This is a genomic window from Bacteroides celer (assembly GCF_002632415.2).
In the GTDB taxonomy this organism is placed as follows: Bacteria; Bacteroidota; Bacteroidia; order Bacteroidales; family Bacteroidaceae; genus Bacteroides.
Window position 1 is genome coordinate 5,212,352 of the sequence record NZ_CP178209.1, and the last position, 23,953, is coordinate 5,236,304.

Below are 23,953 nucleotides of genomic sequence, written 5' to 3' on the forward strand. Positions count from 1 at the left end.
ATCAAAAACTAAACGTTATGAGAAAGTCTGTTCTATTAATCATGATGCTATTTGCTGTCAGCATGGCAGCAAATGCACAGAAATTTGCACTGATCGATACGGAATATATTATGAAGAATATTCCGGCAGCTCAAAGCGCTAACGAGCAAATGCAAGAAGCTACGAAGAAATACCAGAGTGAAGTAGAAGCTCTGGCTAAAGAAGCACAGAAGATGTTCCAGGATTACCAGGCAAAATCTTCCACTCTTTCTGCCGCACAAAAAACAAAGACAGAAGATGCAATCGTAGCGAAGGAAAAAGAAGCAGCCGAGCTGAAGCGTAACTACTTCGGTCCGGAAGGCGAATTAGCCAAGATGAGAGACAAGTTGATTACTCCGATTCAGGATGATATTTATGAAGCAGTGAAAGCTATATCACAGCAACATGGATATGATATGGTAATTGACAGAGCCTCTGCTACAGGTATAATATTTGCAAATCCACGCATAGATATTAGTGATGAAATCCTAAGAAAATTAGGATATTCAAATTAATTTCATACATTTGCAGCTGGAAATAACTAAAAATCATTCAAATAAATTATAGAACTATGCTAAAAAAAATTGCACTTGTAATGTTGCTTGCACTCCCAATGGGTGTATTTGCACAGAACCTGAAATTCGGCCACATTAATGCACAGGAAATCATCACTGTGATGCCGGAATTCACCAAAGCTCAAAATGATATTCAGACTTTAGAAAAACAACTTACTGCCGAACTACAGAGAACGCAGGAAGAATTCAACAAGAAATATCAGGAATTCCAACAAGCTATCGCTAAAGATTCTCTTCCTCCTAACATCGCTGAAAGAAGACAGAAAGAGTTGCAGGATATGATGCAGAGACAAGAGCAATTCCAACAGGATGCTCAACAACAAATGCAGAAAGCTCAAAATGATGCAATGGCTCCTATCTACCAGAAGTTGGACAATGCTATCAAAGCAGTAGGTGCTGCTGAAGGCGTGGTCTATATCTTCGACCTGGCAAGAACTTCGATTCCTTACGTGAACGAATCACAGAGCATCAACTTGACTAACAAGGTAAAAGCAAATCTTGGTATCAAATAAGACCTGACCAAGAATAAAGAAATACCAAAAGGGAAAGAGAAAGAAGGATCATCTTCTTTCTCTTTCCCTTTTTTTGGTGTACATTTGCGTATATAAATCAAGTTTGTCATGAAGCAACATCTATCCCATACGCCCGGCCCAATCGGAGTATTCGACTCCGGCTACGGAGGTCTGACCATCTTAGACAAGATTAGAGAAGTATTACCGGAATATGATTATATCTATTTGGGAGATAATGCACGTGCCCCCTATGGGACACGTTCTTTCGAAGTCGTATACGAATTTACCCGGCAAGCCGTCAACAAACTGTTTGATATGGGATGCCATCTGGTTATATTAGCTTGCAATACTGCTTCCGCCAAAGCTTTGCGCAGCATTCAGATGAATGATTTACCCCAAATTGATCCTGCCCGCCGTGTGCTCGGAGTCATCCGCCCCACTGTAGAATGTGTTGGAGAGATTAGCAAGAATCAGCATATCGGTGTACTGGCAACAGCAGGCACCATCAAATCCGAATCGTATCCATTAGAAATACATAAACTATTTCCTGAAATTCAAGTCAGCGGGACAGCATGTCCGATGTGGGTATCCTTAGTTGAGAATAACGAATCACAAGACGAAGGAGCAGACTATTTTATCCGGAAGTACATCGACCAATTACTGTCAAAGGATCCTCAAATAGATACTGTCATCCTCGGATGTACCCATTTCCCTATACTCCTACCTAAAATCCGGCAATACATCCCGGATCATATCAGTGTAATTGCACAAGGAGAGTATGTTGCAGAAAGCCTGAAAGACTATCTGAAAAGACATCCCGAAATGGATGCCAAATGTACCAAGAATGGCAACTGCCAGTTTTACACGACCGAAGCGGAAGAAAAGTTTTCAGAATCGGCCTCTACTTTCCTGAAACAGCAGATTAGCGTAAAACATATCACACTCGAATAATTTTTAAGAAAATAAATAACCATTTCTCTCTCTTTTTTTTTATATTTGTAGATAACAACCCCTAATAAGTAAGATCATGAAAGAAGAAGATTATAGCAAGGCAATAGAAGTATTCTCCGGATCCCCCTGGGAAGCCGAGATCATTAAAGGGTTATTAGAAAGCAATAATATCCGTTGTGTAATCAAAGATGGAATTATGGGGACATTAGCACCCTATATCGCTCCTTCCGTATCCGTCCTCGTGACAGAGGAAGAATACGAAGCAGCCACCGAGCTAATCAGAAGTCGGGACGAGAAAGGTAGCGATTGATACGGTCCAATCCTTCTTTGATATTCTCCAATGAGTTTGCATAGGAGAAGCGTACATATCCTTCACCTCCCGTACCAAAGTCCACCCCGGGAGTAATGCCGACATGCGCATGTTCGAGTACATCGAATGCAAAGCGATAAGAGTCGGTAGTAAATTTGTGTGCGTTGGCAAAAATGTAAAATGCTCCTTGAGGTTCTACTTTAATCTCAAACCCCATTTCCCGAAGACGAGTAATCATGTACCGGCGACGCTCATCATAAATCTGTTTCATCCGTTCCACATCCGAATCAGCCTGCCGCAATGCAGCAATCCCAGCCTGTTGGGCAACGCTGGACGCACAAATAAATAGATTTTGCTGCAACTTCTGCAAAGAACGCATACAAGATTTAGGTGCAATCAAATAACCCAGCCGAAGACCTGTCATCGCAAAACGTTTAGAAAATCCGTTCAAGACAAAAGCCTGATCGGTATATTCAAGAATGCTGTGCGCACGTCCTTCATAGACAAGTCCATGATAAATCTCATCCGAAATAACAGGAACTCCCAGTGCTGCCACTTCTCTCAAGAATTTTTCATCCAGCAACATTCCGGTCGGATTCATCGGAGAATTAATAAAGATAGCCGCTGTATGTGGATTCACACATTTACGAATAGCTTCTATGTCGTATTGCAGATATTCTTTAGACAAAGGAACCAAAACGGGTTTAGCCTGGGTAGCCAACACAAAATTACGGTAACAAGCGTATCCCGGATTGGAAAGAATCACTTCACTATCCGTATTACAGAGCAACATCAACGCAAGAAGAATGGATGGAGAAGAGCCGGAAGTCACCACAATGCAATCCGGATCTACCGTCACTCCATATTCCCGTAGATAAAAAGCAGCAATTTCCCGCCGGAGTTCCGGGTCCCCCAAAGAATGTGTATAGTGAGTAAGATGACGATCATAAGCCGCTTTTGCTGCTTCCGACACACAAGACGGTACATCAAAATCGGGTTCACCAACTTCCAAATGAATAATATCAACACCTTGTTTCTGTAATTCGTTTGCCCTCTCCAACACATCCATTACGATGAAGGAGGTCATCTGTTCTACTTGTGGATTTGTATGTTTCATTGTTTATCTTTTCTCTATCTGGCTGCAAAGATAATTCTTTTTAGCCTGTTTAGGTAGCATATCGGCAAAAAGCTCTATATTTGTGCTTTCAAATCGTTAGTAAGGATGAAACAGGAATTTACACGAATCGCAGTAAAAGTAGGAAGCAATGTATTGACACGCCGCGACGGAACGCTGGACGTTACCCGTATGTCGGCACTTGTTGACCAGATAGCGGAATTACATAAGTCCGGGGTAGAAATCATTTTGATTTCTTCGGGAGCTGTTGCTTCCGGACGCAGTGAAGTGCATCCGCAGAAAAAACTCGATAGTGTAGATCAGCGCCAATTATTTTCTGCTGTGGGTCAGGCCAAACTAATCAACCGTTACTACGAACTTTTCCGTGAGCACAATATACCTGTCGGCCAGGTACTGACAACGAAGGAAAGTTTTGGAACTCGCCGCCATTATCTGAATCAGAAAAATTGCATGACGGTAATGCTTGAAAATAATGTCATTCCTATTGTCAACGAAAACGATACGATTTCCGTCAGTGAGCTGATGTTCACCGATAATGATGAATTGTCCGGACTCATCGCTTCGATGATGGATACGCAGGCACTCATTATCCTAAGTAATATTGATGGGATTTACAATGGTTCTCCTTCCGATCCAAACTCTTCTGTTATCCGGGAGATCGGTCACGGCAAAGACTTATCCAACTATATTCAGACAACTAAGTCCAGTTTCGGACGGGGGGGGATGTTGACGAAAACCAATATTGCCCGCAAAGTTGCTGATGAAGGAATTACAGTGATTATTGCCAACGGGAAGCGGGATAATATTCTGGTAGATTTATTACAGCATCCTGAAGAAACTCTTTGTACACGTTTTATACCATCAAACGAACCGGTATCCAGCGTCAAAAAGTGGATTGCCCATAGCGAAGGTTTTGCCAAAGGGGAAATTCACATAAATGAATGCGCTACAGAAGTTCTAAACTCTGAAAAAGCTGTCAGCATCCTCCCGATTGGAATCACTCATATTGAAGGTGAATTTGAGAAAGATGACATTGTACGTATCATGGACTTTCAAGGAAACCAGGTTGGCGTTGGAAAAGTGAACTGTGACTCCAAACAGGCACAAGAAGCGATTGGCAAGCATGGAAAGAAACCAGTAGTACATTATGACTATCTATACATTGAATAATTAATAATAAGAATTTCTGTTTTATCCGATTTTAGACTAAAATTAGCTTGTTTCTGTACGGTTTTCACCACAGAGTACACAGAGGTGAATCTTGTTCATGACTGCACGGTAATAAACTGTTTCATCCTATTCTAGCAAGGGGATATTCTCACTGCAATGAGAAAAAGTTCTCATTGTAATGAGTATTTCTTCTCATCCCTATGAGTATTTTTTCTCATAGGGATAAGTATAGTTGAGAATGTTTACGGAAGTTTTTTTGAATTATAATTGTATGAGTTTACCTCATTTCTGCACCCAAATGAAGCTCTTATTCAGGTAGAATATAAGCTTCTTTAGTGAAGATAAGCGCTTTTATTTTCAGTTATATAATGTATTATAGATAGACATCTGCAACATAAATACAGGGACTTTATTTGCAAAAAACTATTAATAGCAGTATATTTGCCCTCTAAACAAACAATATAATCCCCATGCTACTAAAACATTGGAACCTTATACTCATATTTTTAACATTCTCAATTATATCTTGTGAGAGCAGTAAGAATGAACCTGAAGTAAACAGTACACCGTCATTTCCTGTCGGCAGAGAGTTTAATGTCAGTTTAAATATAGCTCCTTTTCTTGAAGTAGCCGAACAACCTTTAAGCCGTTCCACCTCCACGGTGGCTGACGGAATATATGCAGTTAATGTTTTTTGGAAAGGAAAAGGACTGACTTCTTTTCAGCCCTATGCTTCAGGCCTTTTCGATAATCCATATCGAGTAGAAATCGGGTTAATCGAAGGATATGTGTATCGCTTTGACTGCAGCTTCCTGGGATATAAAGACCGCCCATATTATACAATACAAAGTGACAGCATACTTTATGGACTTCCTTTTTCATCTACTCTGCAGAAAGAGGTGAACGGGTTAGTCAACAACGATCTAAAGATTTCAATCAATCCCCTGAATATCAATGGGGCATTTCACCAACATATTTACAAAGGAGAAATGCATATAAAATGCGATAGTATTAGTACTCACCCTACCGTCAAACGCTTTTTCGGCAGTGAGCAATTGGACTTTTCAAATCCCAATATGAATACCTCCGTTTCAATGACATTGAAACGTGCTTATTATTCTATACAATTCGTTACAGACGAACTTGCACCGGGTGACTCCATCAAAATTAAAGCAGCGGACGTTGCTCCATTTTATCTACTATATTCCAAAGATGGAACATCCCGGACGGAGGAACGAATTATCTCTATGTACGATATATCCGACTATTATACGGCCAAACTTAAGGAAGAAGAAACAATCGCTTTCACTATTTCCTACCGCCCGGCGAATGAAGAGAAATGGTATTCTCTATATACCAATCAGAGTATTAAAATGAAAAGAAACAAAAAGAACATAGTCAAAATAGTCAAGATAGATGAGCATATAGGGGATGCTACTATCTCTTTTGGTGAAGAAGCAGAAATGGAAGAATCAGAACAAGAAATAGGGAAATAATTATCATACTCAACAACTACTAAAAAAGATTCATATGAAAATCAAACATCTTATGATCGCAGGCTGTCTATTCACAGCTTTTACTCTACAATCATGTATTAAGGAGAAAGATCTGTATCAGGCACCTCCTACTACGTATTCCGAACTTAACTTACAACTGGATGGAGACTATCTCTCAACCGAACTGCCCATGGCACGCGCTACAACTCCAACCAAAATTAATGAAAGTGAAACATTAGTGGGAATCGCCATTACCATGACACCCAAAGAGGGACAGAATCCATCTTCAAAACCATACGCTTATGGTATTTTCCAGTTAGACAAGGCGAAAGATCCCAATAACCTAAAAATAAAAGTTATTGATGGATACACTTATCGCATCTCTTGCTCTATGATTGCAAATGCAAAGGACTCAATCATAAAAGACGAAAAAGGCTTCTTCGGAGCCCCTTTCGATTTGGAACGTAGCGGAAAGATCAAAGGGGAATGCCTGAACAAATTCCTGACTGCCGAACAAGCAGATGGAATCAAATTCTTATACAATATTGAAAACCCGAGAATACAAACGAGGAACGGATCACAAGACGCCTGCAACCGTCCGTTCATCGAACGTTATCATGGATTAAACGATAAAGTGGAAGTAACAGATGGTATGCAAAATCACATCATGCTCTATCGCCGTTTTTTCGGAGTAAAATTCAAACAAACAGGTTTAGAGAAAGGATGTCTTAGAATAAAACTTGAAGACGCACCAAGCATCTATTTGAATGCTAATGCAGATATTCATAAGACTGTTGAATCTGAATTAAAAATGGTCAGCATGAGAAATCTCACTGCCAATATACCTACTGGTGATAATCAACATTTAACAGAGAATGTAAAAGTGGAAGTATTTTGGGAAGAGACTCCAGGAGCAGAAGAAAAGACAATCATCAGTAGCAGTATCACATTCAAGAGAAACTATACCCATTCTATCGCACTAACCAATATCGAACATATAGGAACACCTAGTGACATAGGAATTGAAGTCGAATCAGGAGAAATGGGAGAAGATATTGAACAAGACATTCCATGGCAATGAGATAATGCCAAATAGGAGTTCGAATAACAAGCACTATACCAATATAGTACATAAATGAAAAATACGAGATTCAGAATTGAGTCTCGTATTTTTTTAGTATTAAGCTTGTAAAAAACCCAGTGAATAAGTAAAGAGGGACATTTATTTCTATTTTCAACAAGTTTTATTCACATCATTCACTATATTTGCATAGTTTATCTTTCCATTTAATGCAAAAAAGGAGCAAATGACTACAAATTTAAACGAGACCTTTGCCGCTGTACAAGTAGCAAGTCGGGAATTAGCCCTGCTGAATGATGATGTCATCAATCAGATTTTAAATGCAGTAGCTGACGCAGCAATTGCAGAAACACCTTTCATTCTTTCAGAGAACGAAAAAGACCTCGCACGGATGGACAAAAATGATCCGAAGTACGATCGGTTGAAACTGACGGAAGAACGTTTGAAAGGTATTGCCGCAGATACACGCAATGTAGCAACACTCCCCTCTCCTTTGGGTAAAGTGTTGAAAGAGAGTGTTCGTCCCAATGGAATGAAGCTGACGAAAGTCAGCGTTCCTTTCGGAGTCATAGGAATCATTTATGAAGCGCGCCCTAATGTTAGCTTTGATGTTTTCTCCCTTTGTCTGAAGAGCGGAAATGCCTGCATATTGAAAGGAGGAAGTGACGCCGATTGTTCCAACCGGGCCATCATCTGTGTGATTCACAAAGTATTGAAGAAGTTCAAAATCAATCCGCACATTGTAGAATTACTTCCGGCTGATAGAGAGGCTACGGCAGCGTTACTGAATGCTGTGGGCTACGTAGACTTGATTATCCCCAGAGGCAGCAGCAGTCTTATTCATTTCGTACGCGAGAATGCAAGGATTCCTGTCATTGAAACAGGGGCAGGTATCTGTCACACTTACTTCGATGAATTTGGGGATACAAACAAGGGAGCAAACATTATTCATAATGCTAAGACACGTAGAGTTAGCGTATGTAATGCATTGGACTGCACCATTATACATGAGAAGAGACTGGCCGACCTCCCTCTGCTTTGCGAGAAACTAAAAGACAGCCATGTCATTATTTATGCTGATCCGCAAGCTTACCAGGCATTGGAAGGCCGCTATCCTGCCGAGCTCTTGGAACATGCAAAAGCAGAAAGCTTCGGCACGGAGTTTCTGGATTATAAAATGGCTGTCAAGACTGTAAAGAGCTTCGAAGATGCCTTAGGACATATTCAGGAAAACAGTTCTAAACATAGCGAGTGTATTGTTACCGAGAACGGGGAACGTGCAGCTTTATTCACCAGAATCGTGGACGCAGCTTGCGTATACACCAATGTGTCTACCGCTTTCACTGACGGGGCACAATTCGGATTAGGAGCCGAAATCGGAATCAGCACGCAAAAGCTACACGCACGCGGTCCGATGGGACTGGAGGAAATCACTTCTTACAAATGGGTCATTGAAGGAGATGGACAAACGAGAAGAAATTGAAAATTGAGAATTAAGAATTAAAAAATAAATGATATGAAGAAATTTACTTGTGTACAGGACATTGGCGATTTAAAATCAGCCCTTGCAGAAGCATTCGAAATCAAAAAAGAGCGCTTCAAATATGTAGAACTGGGACGAAACAAGACTTTAATGATGATCTTCTTCAACTCTAGTTTACGTACCCGCCTCAGCACACAGAAAGCTGCCATCAATTTGGGAATGAATGTAATGGTACTGGATATCAATCAAGGTGCATGGAAATTGGAAACTGAACGTGGCGTAATTATGGATGGTGATAAACCGGAACATATATTAGAAGCCATTCCGGTTATGGGATGCTATTGTGATATCATTGGAGTACGCTCTTTTGCCCGTTTTGAAGACCGTGACTTTGACTATCAGGAAACTATTATCAATCAATTCATCCAATACTCCGGACGTCCTGTCTTTTCGATGGAAGCGGCAACACGCCACCCATTGCAGAGCTTTGCCGACCTGATTACCATCGAGGAATACAAGAAAACAGCACGTCCCAAAGTAGTTATGACCTGGGCTCCGCATCCACGTCCATTGCCACAGGCTGTTCCTAATTCCTTTGCCGAATGGATGAATGCAACGGATTACGAATTTGTCATCACTCATCCTGAAGGTTATGAGCTTGATCCGCAATTTGTAGGTAATGCAAAAGTAGAATATGACCAGATGAAGGCTTTCGAAGGAGCCGACTTCATATATGCCAAGAACTGGGCTGCTTATTCTGGCGACAACTATGGACAGATATTAAGCAAAGATCGTGATTGGACTGTCAGCGACCGCCAAATGGCAGTTACCAACAATGCTTATTTCATGCATTGTCTTCCGGTTCGTAGAAATATGATTGTGACAGACGATGTCATTGAAAGTCCGCAATCTATTGTGATTCCGGAAGCTGCCAACCGTGAAATCTCGGCAACTGTCGTTCTGAAAAGATTATTGGAAGGACTAAAATAACCCCAAAAAATAAAGTGCTGATAAATCAGCACTTTATTTTTCTATTTCTTTACCTGCTTCCTCCCAGGAATTAAATCCCTTATCAAGCTCAAAGACTTTATATCCCTTCTCGCTCAAAATGGCCGCAGCCTTCTTGCTTCGTTTTCCACTGCGGCAATATACAGCCACCGATTTGTCTTTTTGCAACAAAGAATCAGCCATTGAAGCAAAAGAGTCATCCATCACATTGATGTTGATCGTCTTCGTGATATGCCCCTCCGAATATTCCGCAAGCGTGCGAACATCCAGACGTTGTATATCCTCATTCTGAATAAGAGAATCAAACTCCTCTACATTCATTGATTGAAAATCCCCTTTCTGCTGACAAGAGAAAAGGGAAGAGAGAAATAAAAATATTCCCACGATTAATTGATTCAATTTAAACATATACACTCCATTATTCAATTCTGTCCCGGAGTATAGTCAAACCCAGGATCACAGTACTTATCAGATTCTATCGGAGAACCATCCTTATCGTACGTATAATATTTAAACTTTACCTTTATCGCCCGACCCGGATTCTCTTCATCTATATATTGCGCCAAAGGAACAGAAATGTAAGCACGCCGATTATAGTATTCTCCATCACTGTTCGCATCATGGTATAACAACATATTCACAATGCCATTTGTTTTAAGTTCGGACACATCTTCCACTATACCGAAAACATGTCCCTTGCCCGTACTGACCTTGAGATTCAAAATCATATTCAGATAATCCCTTCCAAGCCAGATACTGACCATCTCTACCGGATCTAGCTTTATACCGTCCTTGTAAACCGGATCATCTTCCGGTTTAGGTACCGGCGTTATGAGCGATTGCAAAGAATATATAGTAGCAGTGTTCTCACCGGAAAGCACCTCATAGTTACTCATTACACGTCTGGAAGTGTTTGGAGAGATAGTAGAACCCGTACGGTCTTCCGAAACAGTCAAGACTTCTCCCTTATCAGGAATAAGCGTTTGTATGCGACCGTCTTCTCCGGCCTCTACAGTCACAAATTCCAGTTTCACCGAAGGATAATAATAGTCATCATCTCCACAGGCAGTCATCAGGAAAAGCAATCCCCACAACCAAACAACATGTAATTTTCTTCTTTTCATCGGCAAGCTGCTAAATAATTAACTAACGGATTGGAATACATTAATAACAACTTCTCACGCAAAAAGTCTTCATCCTTATTCGGAATCTTGATCTTTGCCAATTGTTGTTCAATATAGTTCATAAACTGCTGTTTCTCTTCTTCCGTGTAATTGGACACGAATTCCGTTGTGCCATTCAGCCAATCATACGCCACATAATTTCCCGGATATATCCGGTAATTACGATGGATGCGGCGATCAAGACAGGCAGAAATACGGGCAAACAAATCCGGTTTCGGCAACGAACGGTCCAAGCCTTGCAAGTCATCATTCAAACAAGGAGCAACCTGAAAATGTACCCTGCCTTTATATCCGAAAAGACCTGTCTGCATATTAATCAAATCGTCCTGTGTCGTCTTTTTATATCCTTCGATGTCTCTCTTCAGCTGAAACTCTTGCGCTTTCAGAAAATCACACGGATCATATTCGTATGAAATAGCAAGCGGAGCAATATTCATTTCCATCAGGCGGTCTATCAAATCGCCTTCACCTCCCATTGCCAACATTTTCAATACACTGTCTTGTGTACGGTCATTCGAATCTTTTGCACGTCCTTCACGCTGCGCAATCCAAATAGACTGATTCTTCTCTGAAATGGTGTAATGCATATAACGGGACATACGCGCTGAAGATTCCAACATTTGCCGCATGGTCAACGCCCGCTGTACAATAAATGATTTATTGACACGCACCAGTTTCTTAATCCAGGGATAAATAAGCAAATTGTCGCCAATCGCAATTTCTACCGTATCCATTCCCTGGTCAATCAACAAAATAGAGAGAAAGCCCGAATCAAGAATAATATCTCTATGATTCGATATATACGTATAAGCTTTGCTTTTATCCGGTATGGCGGTATGATCCAGTGTCAGCCCGGCGGTATGATCTGCCGCTATCTTCCACAAAATGCCATAACAAAATGCCTCCTGAAAATCAAGCTTAGTCTTACAGGCACGCATTTTTTGCGCCAGAAGTTCAAATGGAACGTTCGGTATAGCACCGGTAGCAGCTTTCTGAAAAGCCGGATCGGCAATCAGCTCCTCAAAGATTTGAGGAAGTTCCTCATCATTGTAAGGACGAATTTCATTAAACTCTGTCAGATCCATAAGTCTCAAGTATTATGTGCTCAAGTATTAAGTAATAAGTATAAAGTATTAGACTGCGTACAAACCGCATGGTTAATACTTTATACTTGATACTTAATACTTAAAACTTGTTTTCAATAATATCAGTCATCACATCCTTTATATCCAGTCCGGCTGCACGCACTTGCTGGGGAATAAAACTGGTAGTAGTCATTCCCGGAGTAGTGTTTACTTCGAGAAGATTCAGTTTTTCACCGGCAGTTATAATGTAATCTACACGGATAATGCCGGAACAACCTAATATATCATAGATAGCTGAAGTCAGCATCTGTACGCGTTTGGTCAATTCATCCGAGATACGCGCAGGAGTGATTTCATCTACCTGTCCATTATATTTAGCATCATAATCAAAGAACTCATTGTGCGTCACTACTTCCGTAGGTGGAAAGATGACCGACTTCTCTTTTGTCTTATAACAGCCGCAAGTCAGTTCCGTTCCGTCCATAAACGCTTCAACAATCACCTCTTCCGCTTCTCCGAAAGCTTTAACAATGGCCGGTTGTATTTGTTCTTTTGTCTTCACTTTCGTAACTCCGAAACTCGAACCTCCCAGACTAGGCTTGATAAAACAAGGCAGGCCAATCTTTTCCACTACTTCCTCGTCAGAAACCGATTGTCCCTGGCGCAACAACAATGATTCGGCAATGCGCACTCCAAAAGCTTTCAGATATTGATTGCAGGTAAACTTGTCATAAGTAATGGCAGCCGCCAACACTCCACAACAGGAATACGGAATACGCATCATATCAAAATAGCCTTGCAGCCTGCCATCCTCACCCGGCGTACCGTGGATGGTGATATAAGCAAAGTCGAACACAACCTTCTCCGTTCCGTTCGTAAAACTAAAGTCGTTTCTATCCACCGGCACTTTGTTTCCGTCCGGTAATTGTACTTCCCAGCGACGGCCTTCCATCTCCACGATATACAAATTATACTTTTCCTTATCAATAAAGGAATAAATACCCTGTGCGCTACGCAGGGAAACTACGATTTCAGAGGTATCTCCTCCTGCTACGATAGCGATGTTGCGTTTCATTCTAATTCTCTATTACTTATATAGCCTCTCCACTTCTCGATAAGCCGGGTCATGTCATCCGGAAGTTCGGAAGTAAAATACATCTCTTCACCTGTGACGGGATGCACAAACCCCAACGTCATAGCATGCAAAGCCTGTCGGGGACAAGTGTCAAAGCAATTATTTACAAACTGTTTGTATTTACTAAAATGGGTTCCTTTCAGTATCTCATGACCGCCATAGCGTTCGTCATTGAACAGCACATGACCGATATGTTTCATGTGGACACGAATCTGATGAGTACGTCCTGTCTCAAGTATACATTCCACAAGGGTTACGTATCCCAATCTTTCCAGTACGCGGTAGTGTGTAACGGCATGTTTGCCCACTGTCGGATCGGACATCACCGCCATTTGCATCCGGTCTCTCGGATTACGGGCAATATTACCGACAATCGTTCCTTCATCCTGTTCCATAACACCCCACACCAAAGCACGATATTTGCGTTTGGTAGTCTTATTAAAAAATTGAATTCCCAGATTTGTTTTGGCATCCGGTGTCTTGGCAATCACCAGTAAGCCTGAAGTATCTTTATCGATGCGATGAACAAGTCCCACGTGCGGGTCATTGGCATCATAATCCGGTATATCCTTCATGTGCCAAGCCAGCGCATTGACCAGCGTGCCGTGATAGTTTCCGTGTCCCGGATGCACGACCAATCCCGCCGGTTTATTCACAACCATCAGATAAGGGTCTTCATAAACGATAGTAAGGGGAATATTTTCAGGAATAATTTCATTTTCATAACGGGGACGGTCCATCATCACCGTAATGACATCCAGCGGTTTCACTTTGTAGCTACTCTTCACCGGTTTGCCATTGGCCATAACGAATCCGTCTTCGGCAGCCTTCTGAATACGGTTGCGCGAAGCATTGACAATACGTTCGAACAGATATTTGTCGACTCTGACCATCGCCTGTCCCTTGTCTACAACCACGCGGAAGTGTTCGTAAAGCTGGGATTCGTCACCGACAGGTTCTATATCATCCAAATCATTCTCCAGTTCATCCGGAAGTTCTTCCTCTATCATGCGAGTCCGTTTCTGTTATTTATCTATTAAAACCAACTATCATCTTGAGCAGGTGATGATTCCGACGTAACCGGTTTCTCCGTATCCACGGAAACATCAACCGAGTCCTCTTCTTCCGACATATCACCGGAGCCGTCTCCCACCATCAATGTCAAAGAAGCTCCCAAAGGAATCTTTTCTCCGGCAGCCAACTGACGTCCCTGATACTTCACGCCGTACACCCAGTCTTTCTCACCATTTACCAATTGAATCTGATTCAGTTTAAAACCGGCATTCAGTAACTTGGCCTGTGCCTGGCGAAGCGAGCTGTTGTCCGCCACATCGGGAATGGCACGTAAAGGAACATCCAGCGTATTGACTGTCAGGTATACTGTACGTCCTTCCTTCACTTTTTCACCGGCTCCCGGTTTCAGTTCAAGAATGATACCCGCTGCTTTATCTTTGACATATTTGGTATCAGAAATCACATATACCAAACCGTGATTCCGAAACATCTTCGTAGCTTCTTCCACTGTCATTCCCTTCACATCGGGAACTACCACGCTTTCACCATGATGTGTATGTATATCAAGCCATTTCAACACACCAAATATCATCACTACCATCACCACAATCATGGCGATAATATTCACCCAGAAATATTTATTGGTTTTAAAAGAAAAGAATTCTTTAATAGTCATACGCATTGCTGTTAATATGCGCCAAAGATACGACAAAATAGTTGAACTTTTAAAAAGTAGGCGATGAAAAATGTCCCTACCTATTATGCAAAGACGCTTATCATCGCCAGAATTGCTGCAACTATAATCCCCACTCCTATAGATTTCAACAACCTTATTATAATGATACGGGTTTTCAAGTCCCGGATATACTCTACCATCGCGTATATTCGTTTATGAGTTTTATTTAATCTCACAAAGAAAAGCAAAAAGTCATAAATAAGAGCAAACAATACCGCTTTTTAACATACTATCCCCTTGAAAAACAGAGAAACAAAAAAGGCGAAGATTAAATTCTCCGCCTTTTTTGTTTCCTGATGACAAGTGATTATCACTTTTGTCCGTTGTACTCATCAGAAACAGTCAGTTTCTTTCTGCCTTTCGCACGACGAGCAGCTAATACTCTACGACCATTAGCCGATGCCATTCTCTCACGGAAACCGTGTTTGTTCTTTCTCTTTCTGTTAGAGGGTTGAAATGTTCTTTTCATTACTGTATCTTGTTTTTATGTTATTATTCTACGTAATCGGGCTGCAAAAATAGGCACTTTTTTTAAATTAACCAAGAGATAACTCATTTTTGCTCAAAAGTTTTTGTGTTTTTTACCGATTTAGATTACTTTTGCAGTCGAATTCCTGCGAAAACAATTAAATAACAATAATAGATTAAGAAAAATAGCAGTATGATTAATGCTCAAGACATCAAAAACGGAACTTGTATCCGTATGGACGGAAAGCTCTATTTCTGTGTAGAATTCCTGCATGTAAAACCAGGTAAAGGTAACACTTTTATGCGTACTAAACTGAAAGATGTAGTTAGCGGATACGTTCTCGAACGCCGTTTCAACATCGGTGAAAAGTTGGAAGATGTACGTGTAGAACGTCGTCCATACCAATTTTTGTATAAAGAAGGAGAAGATTATATCTTTATGAACCAGGAAACATTCGATCAACATCCTATCGCTCACGATCTGATTAATGGTGTTGACTTCCTGCTCGAAGGTTCAGTATTGGAAGTTGTTTCTGATGCTTCTACTGAAACTGTACTTTATGCAGACATGCCGATCAAGGTTCAGATGAAGGTGACGTACACAGAACCGGGCATGAAAGGTGATACAGCTACTAACACACTGAAACCTGCAACTGTGGAATCAGGTGCAACAGTACGTGTTCCTTTGTTCATCAGCGAGGGTGAAACAATCGAAATCGATACTCGTGACGGTTCTTACGTAGGACGTGTGAAAGCATAATTTGCAAGAACATATAAAAAATAGCCGGGAGTCCAAGGACTTCCGGCTATTTTTTATATTCATACAGTTCTATTATTTATATCCTGCAGCTTTCGCAATTCTTTTAGGAATTTCTGTATTATCAATCTTCTCACCAAACAGTTGAGAACCTGTGCCAATAGCAAATACAGGAACATAACCGGCAGAGTGTCCGCCACTTACCCATCCTATCATAGCTATTTCATCCATCACTTCTTTCGCACGTGCAGCCATCGGCTCGCTCTTAGAATACAGACTTTCAGCAAATACAACTTTATTTTTCACGAATGATTTCTCAAACTCATCACGCAACGTTTTTTCCTGTTCCCAAGAAATAGGGAATTGTTTCCAGAAGCCCATTTCTTCGCCGAGGAATGTTTTCATGTCCTCCCAAGTGACTTTATTGCCTTTTGATTTTCTCAATTCACTGATACGTTGTGAGAGTCCGTCGGTAGAATTTTTCTGATATTGCAATGCTTTCAGGTTCAACGCATATTTTCCCGTACCGAGCACGATACCACCAGTTTCATGGTCTGCGGTAATCACAATCAGCGTTTCTTTCGGATGTTTCTTATAGAATTCATAAGCTACTTTGATAGCATTATCCATGTCTTTCACTTCGTTGAACACAGTAGCAGCGTCATTAGCGTGGCATGCCCAGTCTATCTTGCCTCCTTCTACCATCAGGAAAAAGCCTTTATTATTGCCTTTAGTAAGGAAGTCAATAGCACTTTCCGTAATTTGTGCCAATGTCAAATCATTCTCTTTGCGGTCAATAGCATAAGGCAGACAAGAAGGATTGGCTCCTTCTTCCTGAATCAAGATCATCTTTTCTGCTTTTGCAGCTTTTGCCTTATAGTCATTGTAGCCACGTGCTACTGTATATCCTGCCTCTTCAAAAATAGGGAAAATGCTCGGAGCTTCTTTCTTGTCATAAGTGGTGGTAGGTTTCAAGAAACCACCGCCTGCATAAAAATCGAAATTGGCTTTCGGCAAATCAAGAGCAATTTCATAATTCATATTACGATCGGGTTGATGTGCATAAAATGCGGCAGGAGTAGCATGATCCACACTGACAGAAGTCGTTACGCCCACCTTTTTTCCTGCTTTCTTTGCTTTTTCTGCGACAGTCTGAATAGCATTTTTATCTTCTCCTACAGAAATAGCGCCATTATAAGTTTTCTTTCCTGTTGCCAATGCAGTACCTGCAGCTGCAGAGTCTGTTACTGAATTTTTAGCAGAAAAAGTGGTTGCTACGGTAGCAACCGGAAATTGAGTAAATAACAAAGGCTCGACTCCAATACGACCATTTTGAATTTCCGCCTGATACATCTCCGTACCATTTACTTGATTGACTCCCATTCCATCTCCGATGAAATAGAATACGTACTTTGCCTGCCCGTTGGCTACAACGGAGATAAGGACAAAGAACAGTGTGTAGACTAACTTTTTCATTCTCTAGTATATTTATTTTTAGATTAGTTGTCTACAAAGGTAGGAAAAAAAGAGAGATATACGGTGGATTATTGGACACTAAAAGTAGATATTTGCTTTATATACAGGCATTATTGCCTCGCATATTACGAAGCAATAACACATAGCTATCTATGAATAACATTATAGGTTCATTACATTCTGCTCGAACTGATCCTTGTCTCCGGCAGCTTTATTACGCATCCGGCTACGATAATTATAAATAGTGGCCAAAGAATATCCGAGAAAATGAGCAATCTTGTTACTGTCTACCACCCCCAGACGGATCAGGGCAAAAATACGAAGTTCCGTTGTCAGAAGTTCATCGGATTTAGGATACACTCTTCCTTCTTCTACCAGCAAATTATTGAAAGCTGAAATAAAGTTCGGGAAAAGTTTCAGAAAAGACCTGTCGAACTCATTATAGAATTCATCCCGCTCATCCCGGATAAACTGTTCGGACTTGATAGCTTTAAACAAATCTTCGATACGCGATGCCATTGCCAATTTTGCCAACGAACGACGATAAGTTTCCAGTTTGTCCAGATAGTTAACACATCTGTCCAGATAGCGGGCGATATAGACTTCTTTTATTTTTCCGGTTTGCTCCAGCTCCGCGTTGACCGCAGACATTTGTTTGTTAGCCAGACTAAGATTCCGCTGCATAACAGACAACTTCTTCATCCAACGATATAGATAGAAAATAGCAATCAGAAGAAACAAAGATAACAAACTTACACTGATTAGCATCATACGGGAAATAGCACGCTCTTTTTCTTCCTTTAGTTTATATGCCTTATCGATAATCGGGAAAAACTCCGTCACCTCAATAAACCGCAAACGAGCATTACATGCCACAGCATCTTCCATCGAGCAACTCAAGTATTTGTACGCACGGTCAATATCTCCTGATTCATACATCAGATGCGCGAGCTTTTGCAATGAGGCATATTCCCTCACCGGAGTTTCCAGATCCGCAATGGCAGTCAGAATCAGATAGTAAACTTCTTTTTCGATATCTTTCTTCATACTATAAGCTTCGGAAAGAGTATAATAAATATATACTTTCTGACGTTCATCCTGAATTTCTTTCAAAGCATTGTTCAGCATATCCACAGCGACATCGGCTTTCCCGTTCATTATGCATTTTTCGGCTAAAACAATCGTTTTGTTTGCCTCTGGAGGCATCGCAGCAATAATGGAATCTCTATATAAATCGGTTTTCTTCAAATACTTCTCTTTTTCATTCTTATTGGTCGTATAATCTGCTAACCACCCGTAGCAGGCACGATACGTCTGATAATAAGATAACCGAGTCCACTCATTCAATTTCTTAGAATCAATTCTCTCCAACTGTTCAATGGCTTCTATATACATTCCCATTACTCCCATTACCGTAGCACGATTAATGATGATCTCATACTCCAATTCCGGGCGGTTCAACAATGGAAGGATTTCCATCTCACGGTTAATATAATATAAGGACGAGTCTGCCTGATAATGCAAATAAGCACCAAAAAGAGAGGCATATAATTCATATTTTCGAACAGGATCAGTAGAATGGGCAAGTTCTAATTTCAAGTTATTAATCTCTTTCTCTTTCCGAATCTGGAAAGTCTCTTTCTTGCTTATAACTTCATCCAGCTTTTTAAGAGCAGCCGCATTATCCGTATGCATTGCACACAACGAAAAAGGAAAGAGCAAAAGAAGAAATAGCATATAAAGGGTTAGATTTTTCATAAGGTTCCTTTTTAAAGATGTTACAAATATAAGAAATATAGTAATGAAAACGAAAAATATGGGTATAACTATTTTCATTTTCACTTGTATTTTTCGGCATAAGGTATTAGAATATCCAACTAATTATCAGCAACATAGTCAGATAACAGGTTTATATTTCCATTCTAATCTCACAAAGGTGCACAGCATCCCCCTACATTTGCATCATCGGTTCTCCGAGCAAACAGTTAAAAATCTAGCTACCATGAAACGAAATTTGTTATTTGCTATTTTACTATTACTTCTATCGGGTTATCATCAAGCATTCGCCGCAACCAATATAAAGAAAGTGGCTCCTACCTTTTGGTGGGCAGGAATGAAGAATCCCGAACTACAAATACTTCTATACGGCGATGGCATATCATCCGCAGAGGTAAGTATTTCTTCTAATGACATCACCCTGCAGGACGTGGTGAAACAGGAAAATCCTAATTATCTGATCTTATATTTAGATCTTTCAAAAGCTGTTCCCCAAAACTTCGACATTCTCCTGAAACAAGGTAAAAAACAGACTAAAATACCCTATGAACTTAGACAGCGCAAAGAGAATGCTTCAGCAGTAGAAGGCTTCAACTCCAGTGATGTACTTTATCTCATTATGCCGGACCGCTTTGCCAACGGCAATCCCTCCAATGATATAATTCCCGGAATGTTGGAAGCAAACATAGACCGCAACGAACCTTTCGCCCGTCATGGCGGTGATTTAAAAGGAATAGAGAAACATTTGGATTATATTGCAGACCTCGGAGTTACGAGTATATGGCTTAACCCGATTCAAGAGAATGACATGAAGGAAGGCTCTTATCATGGATATGCCATCACCGATTACTACCAGGTAGACCGTCGCCTCGGAAGCAATGAAGAGTTTCGCAATCTCGTAAAAGCAGCCAATACTAAAGGGCTAAAGGTAGTCATGGACATGATTTTCAACCATTGCGGTTCGAACAATTATCTATTCAAAGACATGCCTGCCAAAGATTGGTTCAACTTTGAGGGAAACTACATGCAGACCAGTTTCAAAACTGCCACCCAAATGGACCCTTATACTTCCGATTATGATAAAAAGCTGGCCATCGACGGTTGGTTCACACTGACTATGCCGGACTTCAACCAACGAAACCGTCACGTAGCCACTTACCTGATACAGAGTAGTATCTGGTGGATAGAATATGCGGGTATCAACGGAATTCGCCAGGATACACATCCTTACGCCGACTTTGAAATGATGGCGCATTGGTGCAAAGCGGTCAATGATGAATATCCTTCATTCAACATTGTCGGTGAGACATGGCTGGGCAGCAATGTACTGATCTCCTACTGGCAGAAAAACAGTAAACTTGCTTATCCGAAAAACAGTTATCTTCCTACTGTCATGGATTTCCCACTGATGGAAGAAATAAATAAAGCTTTCGACGAAGAAACCACCGAATGGAACGGAGGACTTTTCAGACTCTACGAATACCTCTCACAGGATATTGTCTACGCCGATCCAATGAGTCTGCTGACCTTCCTCGATAATCACGATACTTCCCGTTTCTACCGTTCGGAGGAAGATACCAAGAACCTGAACCGATATAAACAAGCCTTGACATTCTTACTGACTACCCGTGGAATTCCACAAATATATTATGGAACTGAAATCCTGATGGCAGCCGACAAAGCAAATGGAGACGGATTACTCCGATGTGACTTTCCGGGAGGTTGGCAGAATGACGCCAAAAACTGTTTTGAAGCAACCAACCGTACTCCGCAACAAAATGAAGCCTTCTCTTTTATGCAAAAACTGCTCCAATGGAGAAAAGGAAATGAAGTCATCGCCAAAGGCAAACTAAAACATTTCGCACCCAATAAAGGCATTTATGTTTATGAACGCAAATACGGTAACCAATCAGTCGTTGTCTTTCTGAATGGAAACGACCGGGAACAGACTATTGACTTACATCCTTATCAGGAAATACTCCCCACCTCGTCTGCTCATGATTTGCTCACAGACAAAAAGATTGAATTAAGAAATGAATTAACACTTCCAAGCCGTGGGATATACCTTTTATCCTTCTAAGCTAGTTCACTACGACTTATATTTATCCAATGAAATCTGATAGATAAACAATTATAAAACAAGATACTAGCCTTTATACTAACTTGTATTTTTATTCTAATCAAGCAAAAAAGGTGAAGGTGGTTGCTACATTTGCAATATCCGAAACAAACAGGAATAGAAATATCGGTTAGCTTACAATTTAATACCATAAATAGAATGAAAAAGAAAAAGTTTTTTTCGATCATCGCATTCCTTTGCATCTCATTCATTGCGAATGCACAACAGAAACTGACCTCACCGGATGGCAATCTGGTTCTAACCTTTCAGGTTAACAAAGAAGGCGCACCAACCTACGACTTGACTTACAAAGGCAAGGTGGTAATTAAGCCGAGCACTCTCGGACTGGAATTGAAAAAAGAAGATAATACCAGAACCGACTTTGACTGGGTAGACCGCAGAGACCTCACTAAGCTCGATTCTAAATCCAATCTTTATAATGGCTTCAAGCTGAAAGATGCGCAAACGACTACCTTTGACGAAACCTGGCAACCGGTCTGGGGAGAAGAAAAGGAAATCCGCAATCAGTATAACGAACTGGCAGTCAATCTGTTTCAGCCAATGAACGACCGTTCCATCGTTGTTCGCTTCCGCCTGTTCAATGATGGTTTGGGATTCCGTTATGAATTTCCGCAACAGAAATCACTGAACTACTTCGTTATCAAGGAAGAACATTCCCAATTTGCCATGGCAGGCAACCATATCGCATACTGGATACCAGGTGATTACGATACTCAAGAGTACGACTACACCATCTCCCGTCTATCGGAAATCAGAGGTTTGATGCAACAGGCGATCACTCCAAATTCTTCTCAAACCCCATTTTCACCGACAGGTGTACAGACGGCACTGATGATGAAAACAGATGATGGTTTATACATCAATCTGCACGAAGCCGCTTTGATTGATTATTCTTGTATGCACCTCAATCTGGACGACAAAAACATGATATTCGAATCCTGGCTGACACCGGATGCAAAAGGGGATAAAGGTTACATGCAGACTCCGTACAACTCTCCGTGGCGTACGATCATCGTCAGTGATGATGCACGTAACATTCTCGCCTCCCGCATCACCCTCAACCTGAACGAACCTTGTAAGATTGCAGACGCCGCCTCCTGGATTAAACCGGTGAAATATATAGGCGTATGGTGGGACATGATTACCGGAAAAGGTTCCTGGGCTTATACAGATGAACTGACCAGCGTGAAACTTGGCGTTACAGACTACTCCAAAACCAAACCGAACGGCAAACATTCTGCCAATACAGCTAACGTGAAACGTTACATCGACTTTGCCGCAGCCAACGGATTTGATGCAGTGCTGGTAGAAGGTTGGAATGAAGGATGGGAAGACTGGTTCGGCAACAGCAAAGACTATGTATTTGACTTCCTGACTGCATATCCTGATTTCGACGTACAGGAAATCCATCGTTATGCTGCAAGCAAAGGAATTAAAATGATGATGCACCATGAGACTTCTGCATCTGTTCGCAACTACGAACGTCACCTGGATAAAGCTTACCAATTCATGGTAGACAATGGATATAACTCGGTTAAAAGCGGTTATGTGGGTAATATCATTCCACGCGGAGAACATCATTACGGTCAATGGATGAATAATCATTACCTGTATGCCGTGAAAAAAGCCGCCGATTATAAAATCATGGTCAATGCACACGAAGCAACCCGTCCAACCGGTATCTGCCGTACATATCCCAATCTGATCGGTAATGAATCCGCACGTGGAACAGAATATGAATCATTTGGAGGAAATAAAGTATACCACACGACGATTCTGCCTTTCACACGCCTGGTCGGTGGTCCGATGGATTACACTCCCGGCATCTTCGAGACTCACTGTAACCAGATGAATCCGGCAAACAACTCCCAGGTACGTTCAACCATTGCACGCCAACTGGCATTGTATGTCACCATGTATAGCCCTTTGCAGATGGCTGCCGATATTCCGGAAAACTACGAACGCTTTATGGATGCTTTCCAGTTTATCAAAGACGTCGCTCTCGACTGGGACAAAACAATCTATCTGGAAGCAGAACCGGGAGAATACATCACAATTGCCCGCAAAGCAAAAGGAACGGACGACTGGTACATAGGCTGCACAGCCGGTGAAAACGGCCACGACTCCCAATTAACGTTCGATTTCCTGGAACCGGGAAAACAATACGTCGCTACCGTATACGCAGATGCCAAAGATGCCGACTGGAAAGATAACCCGCAGGCATACACCATCAAAAAAGGTATCTTGAATAATAAAAGCAAACTGAATCTGCACGCTGCCAATGGCGGTGGATACGCAATCAGTATCAAAGAGGTGAAAGACAAATCAGAGGTTAAGGGATTGAAAAGACTATAAATAAAGGATAGTCTTAAAAAAAGTGTTTTCAATAGGTATTTTTAAAGAAACTTTTAAGAGAGAGAAATAATATTACTATATTGTTAAC

22 protein-coding genes are annotated in these 23,953 nt (G+C 41.2%); 12 read left to right on the forward strand and 10 right to left on the reverse strand.

Annotated elements, in window-relative coordinates; all coding sequences use genetic code 11:
- Nucleotides 1-17: 17 nt before the first annotated feature.
- From CJF29_RS21050 to CJF29_RS21065, 4 genes are all read left to right on the forward strand, one after another.
- Nucleotides 18-533 carry an OmpH family outer membrane protein gene (locus CJF29_RS21050; protein WP_004310500.1) on the forward strand — a complete coding sequence of 172 codons (516 nt, stop codon included), beginning with the start codon at nucleotides 18-20 and terminating at the stop codon, nucleotides 531-533.
- A gap of 56 nt (nucleotides 534-589) precedes the next feature.
- Nucleotides 590-1,105 (forward strand): OmpH family outer membrane protein, encoded by a 516-nt coding sequence (locus CJF29_RS21055; protein WP_008997929.1) that lies wholly within the window; start codon nucleotides 590-592, stop codon nucleotides 1,103-1,105.
- Nucleotides 1,106-1,213: 108 nt separating this feature from the next.
- On the forward strand, nucleotides 1,214-2,056 hold the full coding sequence (gene murI / locus CJF29_RS21060; protein ID WP_004310502.1) for a glutamate racemase: 843 nt from the start codon (nucleotides 1,214-1,216) through the stop codon (nucleotides 2,054-2,056).
- A gap of 76 nt (nucleotides 2,057-2,132) precedes the next feature.
- The gene (locus tag CJF29_RS21065; RefSeq protein WP_004299777.1) at nucleotides 2,133-2,366 is read left to right on the forward strand and encodes a DUF2007-related protein; all 234 of its coding nucleotides are present in this window, start codon (nucleotides 2,133-2,135) and stop codon (nucleotides 2,364-2,366) included.
- Here CJF29_RS21065 and CJF29_RS21070 read toward each other — a convergent pair.
- Nucleotides 2,335-3,483: a pyridoxal phosphate-dependent aminotransferase gene (locus CJF29_RS21070; protein WP_004305032.1), complete on the reverse strand. Its 1,149-nt coding sequence runs from the start codon at nucleotides 3,481-3,483 to the stop codon at nucleotides 2,335-2,337. The two genes, CJF29_RS21065 and CJF29_RS21070, sit on opposite strands and share 32 nt — an antisense overlap.
- Nucleotides 3,484-3,588: 105 nt before the next feature.
- On the opposite strand from CJF29_RS21070, the gene proB reads away from it, so the two are divergent.
- From proB to CJF29_RS21095, 5 genes are all read left to right on the forward strand, one after another.
- A complete protein-coding gene (gene proB / locus CJF29_RS21075) occupies nucleotides 3,589-4,671 on the forward strand; it encodes a glutamate 5-kinase (protein WP_004305033.1) in 1,083 nt (360 codons plus the stop codon).
- A gap of 470 nt (nucleotides 4,672-5,141) precedes the next feature.
- Nucleotides 5,142-6,167 carry a hypothetical protein gene (locus tag CJF29_RS21080; RefSeq protein ID WP_074637329.1) on the forward strand — a complete coding sequence of 342 codons (1,026 nt, stop codon included), beginning with the start codon at nucleotides 5,142-5,144 and terminating at the stop codon, nucleotides 6,165-6,167.
- A gap of 34 nt (nucleotides 6,168-6,201) precedes the next feature.
- Nucleotides 6,202-7,248: a hypothetical protein gene (locus CJF29_RS21085; protein ID WP_074637327.1), complete on the forward strand. Its 1,047-nt coding sequence runs from the start codon at nucleotides 6,202-6,204 to the stop codon at nucleotides 7,246-7,248.
- Between the two features lie 226 nt (nucleotides 7,249-7,474).
- Entirely contained in the window at nucleotides 7,475-8,731 is a 1,257-nt protein-coding gene (locus CJF29_RS21090; RefSeq protein WP_074637325.1) for a glutamate-5-semialdehyde dehydrogenase, read from the forward strand.
- 33 nt (nucleotides 8,732-8,764) lie between these two features.
- Nucleotides 8,765-9,721: an acetylornithine carbamoyltransferase gene (locus tag CJF29_RS21095; RefSeq protein ID WP_004324587.1), complete on the forward strand. Its 957-nt coding sequence runs from the start codon at nucleotides 8,765-8,767 to the stop codon at nucleotides 9,719-9,721.
- A 33-nt stretch (nucleotides 9,722-9,754) separates the two neighbouring features.
- Here CJF29_RS21095 and CJF29_RS21100 read toward each other — a convergent pair whose 3' ends face one another.
- From CJF29_RS21100 to rpmH, 7 genes are all read right to left on the reverse strand, one after another.
- The gene (locus CJF29_RS21100) at nucleotides 9,755-10,147 is read right to left on the reverse strand and encodes a rhodanese-like domain-containing protein (RefSeq protein WP_074637323.1); all 393 of its coding nucleotides are present in this window, start codon (nucleotides 10,145-10,147) and stop codon (nucleotides 9,755-9,757) included.
- 14 nt (nucleotides 10,148-10,161) lie between these two features.
- Nucleotides 10,162-10,863: a hypothetical protein gene (locus tag CJF29_RS21105; protein WP_074637320.1), complete on the reverse strand. Its 702-nt coding sequence runs from the start codon at nucleotides 10,861-10,863 to the stop codon at nucleotides 10,162-10,164.
- The gene (locus CJF29_RS21110) at nucleotides 10,860-12,008 is read right to left on the reverse strand and encodes a 1-acyl-sn-glycerol-3-phosphate acyltransferase (protein ID WP_004299768.1); all 1,149 of its coding nucleotides are present in this window, start codon (nucleotides 12,006-12,008) and stop codon (nucleotides 10,860-10,862) included. Before CJF29_RS21110 ends, CJF29_RS21105 begins: the two co-directional genes overlap by 4 nt.
- 100 nt (nucleotides 12,009-12,108) lie before the next feature.
- Nucleotides 12,109-13,083 carry a D-alanine--D-alanine ligase gene (locus CJF29_RS21115; protein ID WP_004299767.1) on the reverse strand — a complete coding sequence of 325 codons (975 nt, stop codon included), beginning with the start codon at nucleotides 13,081-13,083 and terminating at the stop codon, nucleotides 12,109-12,111.
- Entirely contained in the window at nucleotides 13,080-14,153 is a 1,074-nt protein-coding gene (locus CJF29_RS21120) for an RluA family pseudouridine synthase (RefSeq protein WP_004299766.1), read from the reverse strand. The genes CJF29_RS21115 and CJF29_RS21120 overlap by 4 nt, the downstream gene beginning before the upstream one ends.
- Before the next feature lie 26 nt (nucleotides 14,154-14,179).
- Nucleotides 14,180-14,833, reverse strand: coding sequence for a PASTA domain-containing protein (locus tag CJF29_RS21125; RefSeq protein WP_008776429.1), 654 nt, complete (start codon nucleotides 14,831-14,833; stop codon nucleotides 14,180-14,182).
- Between the two features lie 370 nt (nucleotides 14,834-15,203).
- Nucleotides 15,204-15,362 carry a 50S ribosomal protein L34 gene (gene rpmH / locus CJF29_RS21130; RefSeq protein ID WP_004299762.1) on the reverse strand — a complete coding sequence of 53 codons (159 nt, stop codon included), beginning with the start codon at nucleotides 15,360-15,362 and terminating at the stop codon, nucleotides 15,204-15,206.
- Between the two features lie 192 nt (nucleotides 15,363-15,554).
- Here rpmH and efp point away from each other — a divergent pair, with 192 nt between their 5' ends.
- On the forward strand, nucleotides 15,555-16,121 hold the full coding sequence (efp, locus tag CJF29_RS21135) for an elongation factor P (protein WP_004299761.1): 567 nt from the start codon (nucleotides 15,555-15,557) through the stop codon (nucleotides 16,119-16,121).
- Nucleotides 16,122-16,193: 72 nt separating this feature from the next.
- Here efp and CJF29_RS21140 read toward each other — a convergent pair whose 3' ends face one another.
- Complete coding sequence (locus tag CJF29_RS21140; RefSeq protein WP_074556717.1) at nucleotides 16,194-17,594, reverse strand: alkaline phosphatase; 1,401 nt, start codon at nucleotides 17,592-17,594, stop codon at nucleotides 16,194-16,196.
- Between the two features lie 162 nt (nucleotides 17,595-17,756).
- Nucleotides 17,757-19,352, reverse strand: coding sequence for a DUF6377 domain-containing protein (locus CJF29_RS21145; RefSeq protein WP_074556716.1), 1,596 nt, complete (start codon nucleotides 19,350-19,352; stop codon nucleotides 17,757-17,759).
- A 244-nt stretch (nucleotides 19,353-19,596) separates the two neighbouring features.
- On the opposite strand from CJF29_RS21145, the gene CJF29_RS21150 reads away from it, so the two are divergent.
- Nucleotides 19,597-21,450 (forward strand): glycoside hydrolase family 13 protein, encoded by a 1,854-nt coding sequence (locus CJF29_RS21150; RefSeq protein WP_074556715.1) that lies wholly within the window; start codon nucleotides 19,597-19,599, stop codon nucleotides 21,448-21,450.
- A 198-nt stretch (nucleotides 21,451-21,648) separates the two neighbouring features.
- On the forward strand, nucleotides 21,649-23,865 hold the full coding sequence (locus CJF29_RS21155; RefSeq protein ID WP_074556714.1) for a glycoside hydrolase family 97 protein: 2,217 nt from the start codon (nucleotides 21,649-21,651) through the stop codon (nucleotides 23,863-23,865).
- Nucleotides 23,866-23,953 lie beyond the last annotated feature (88 nt).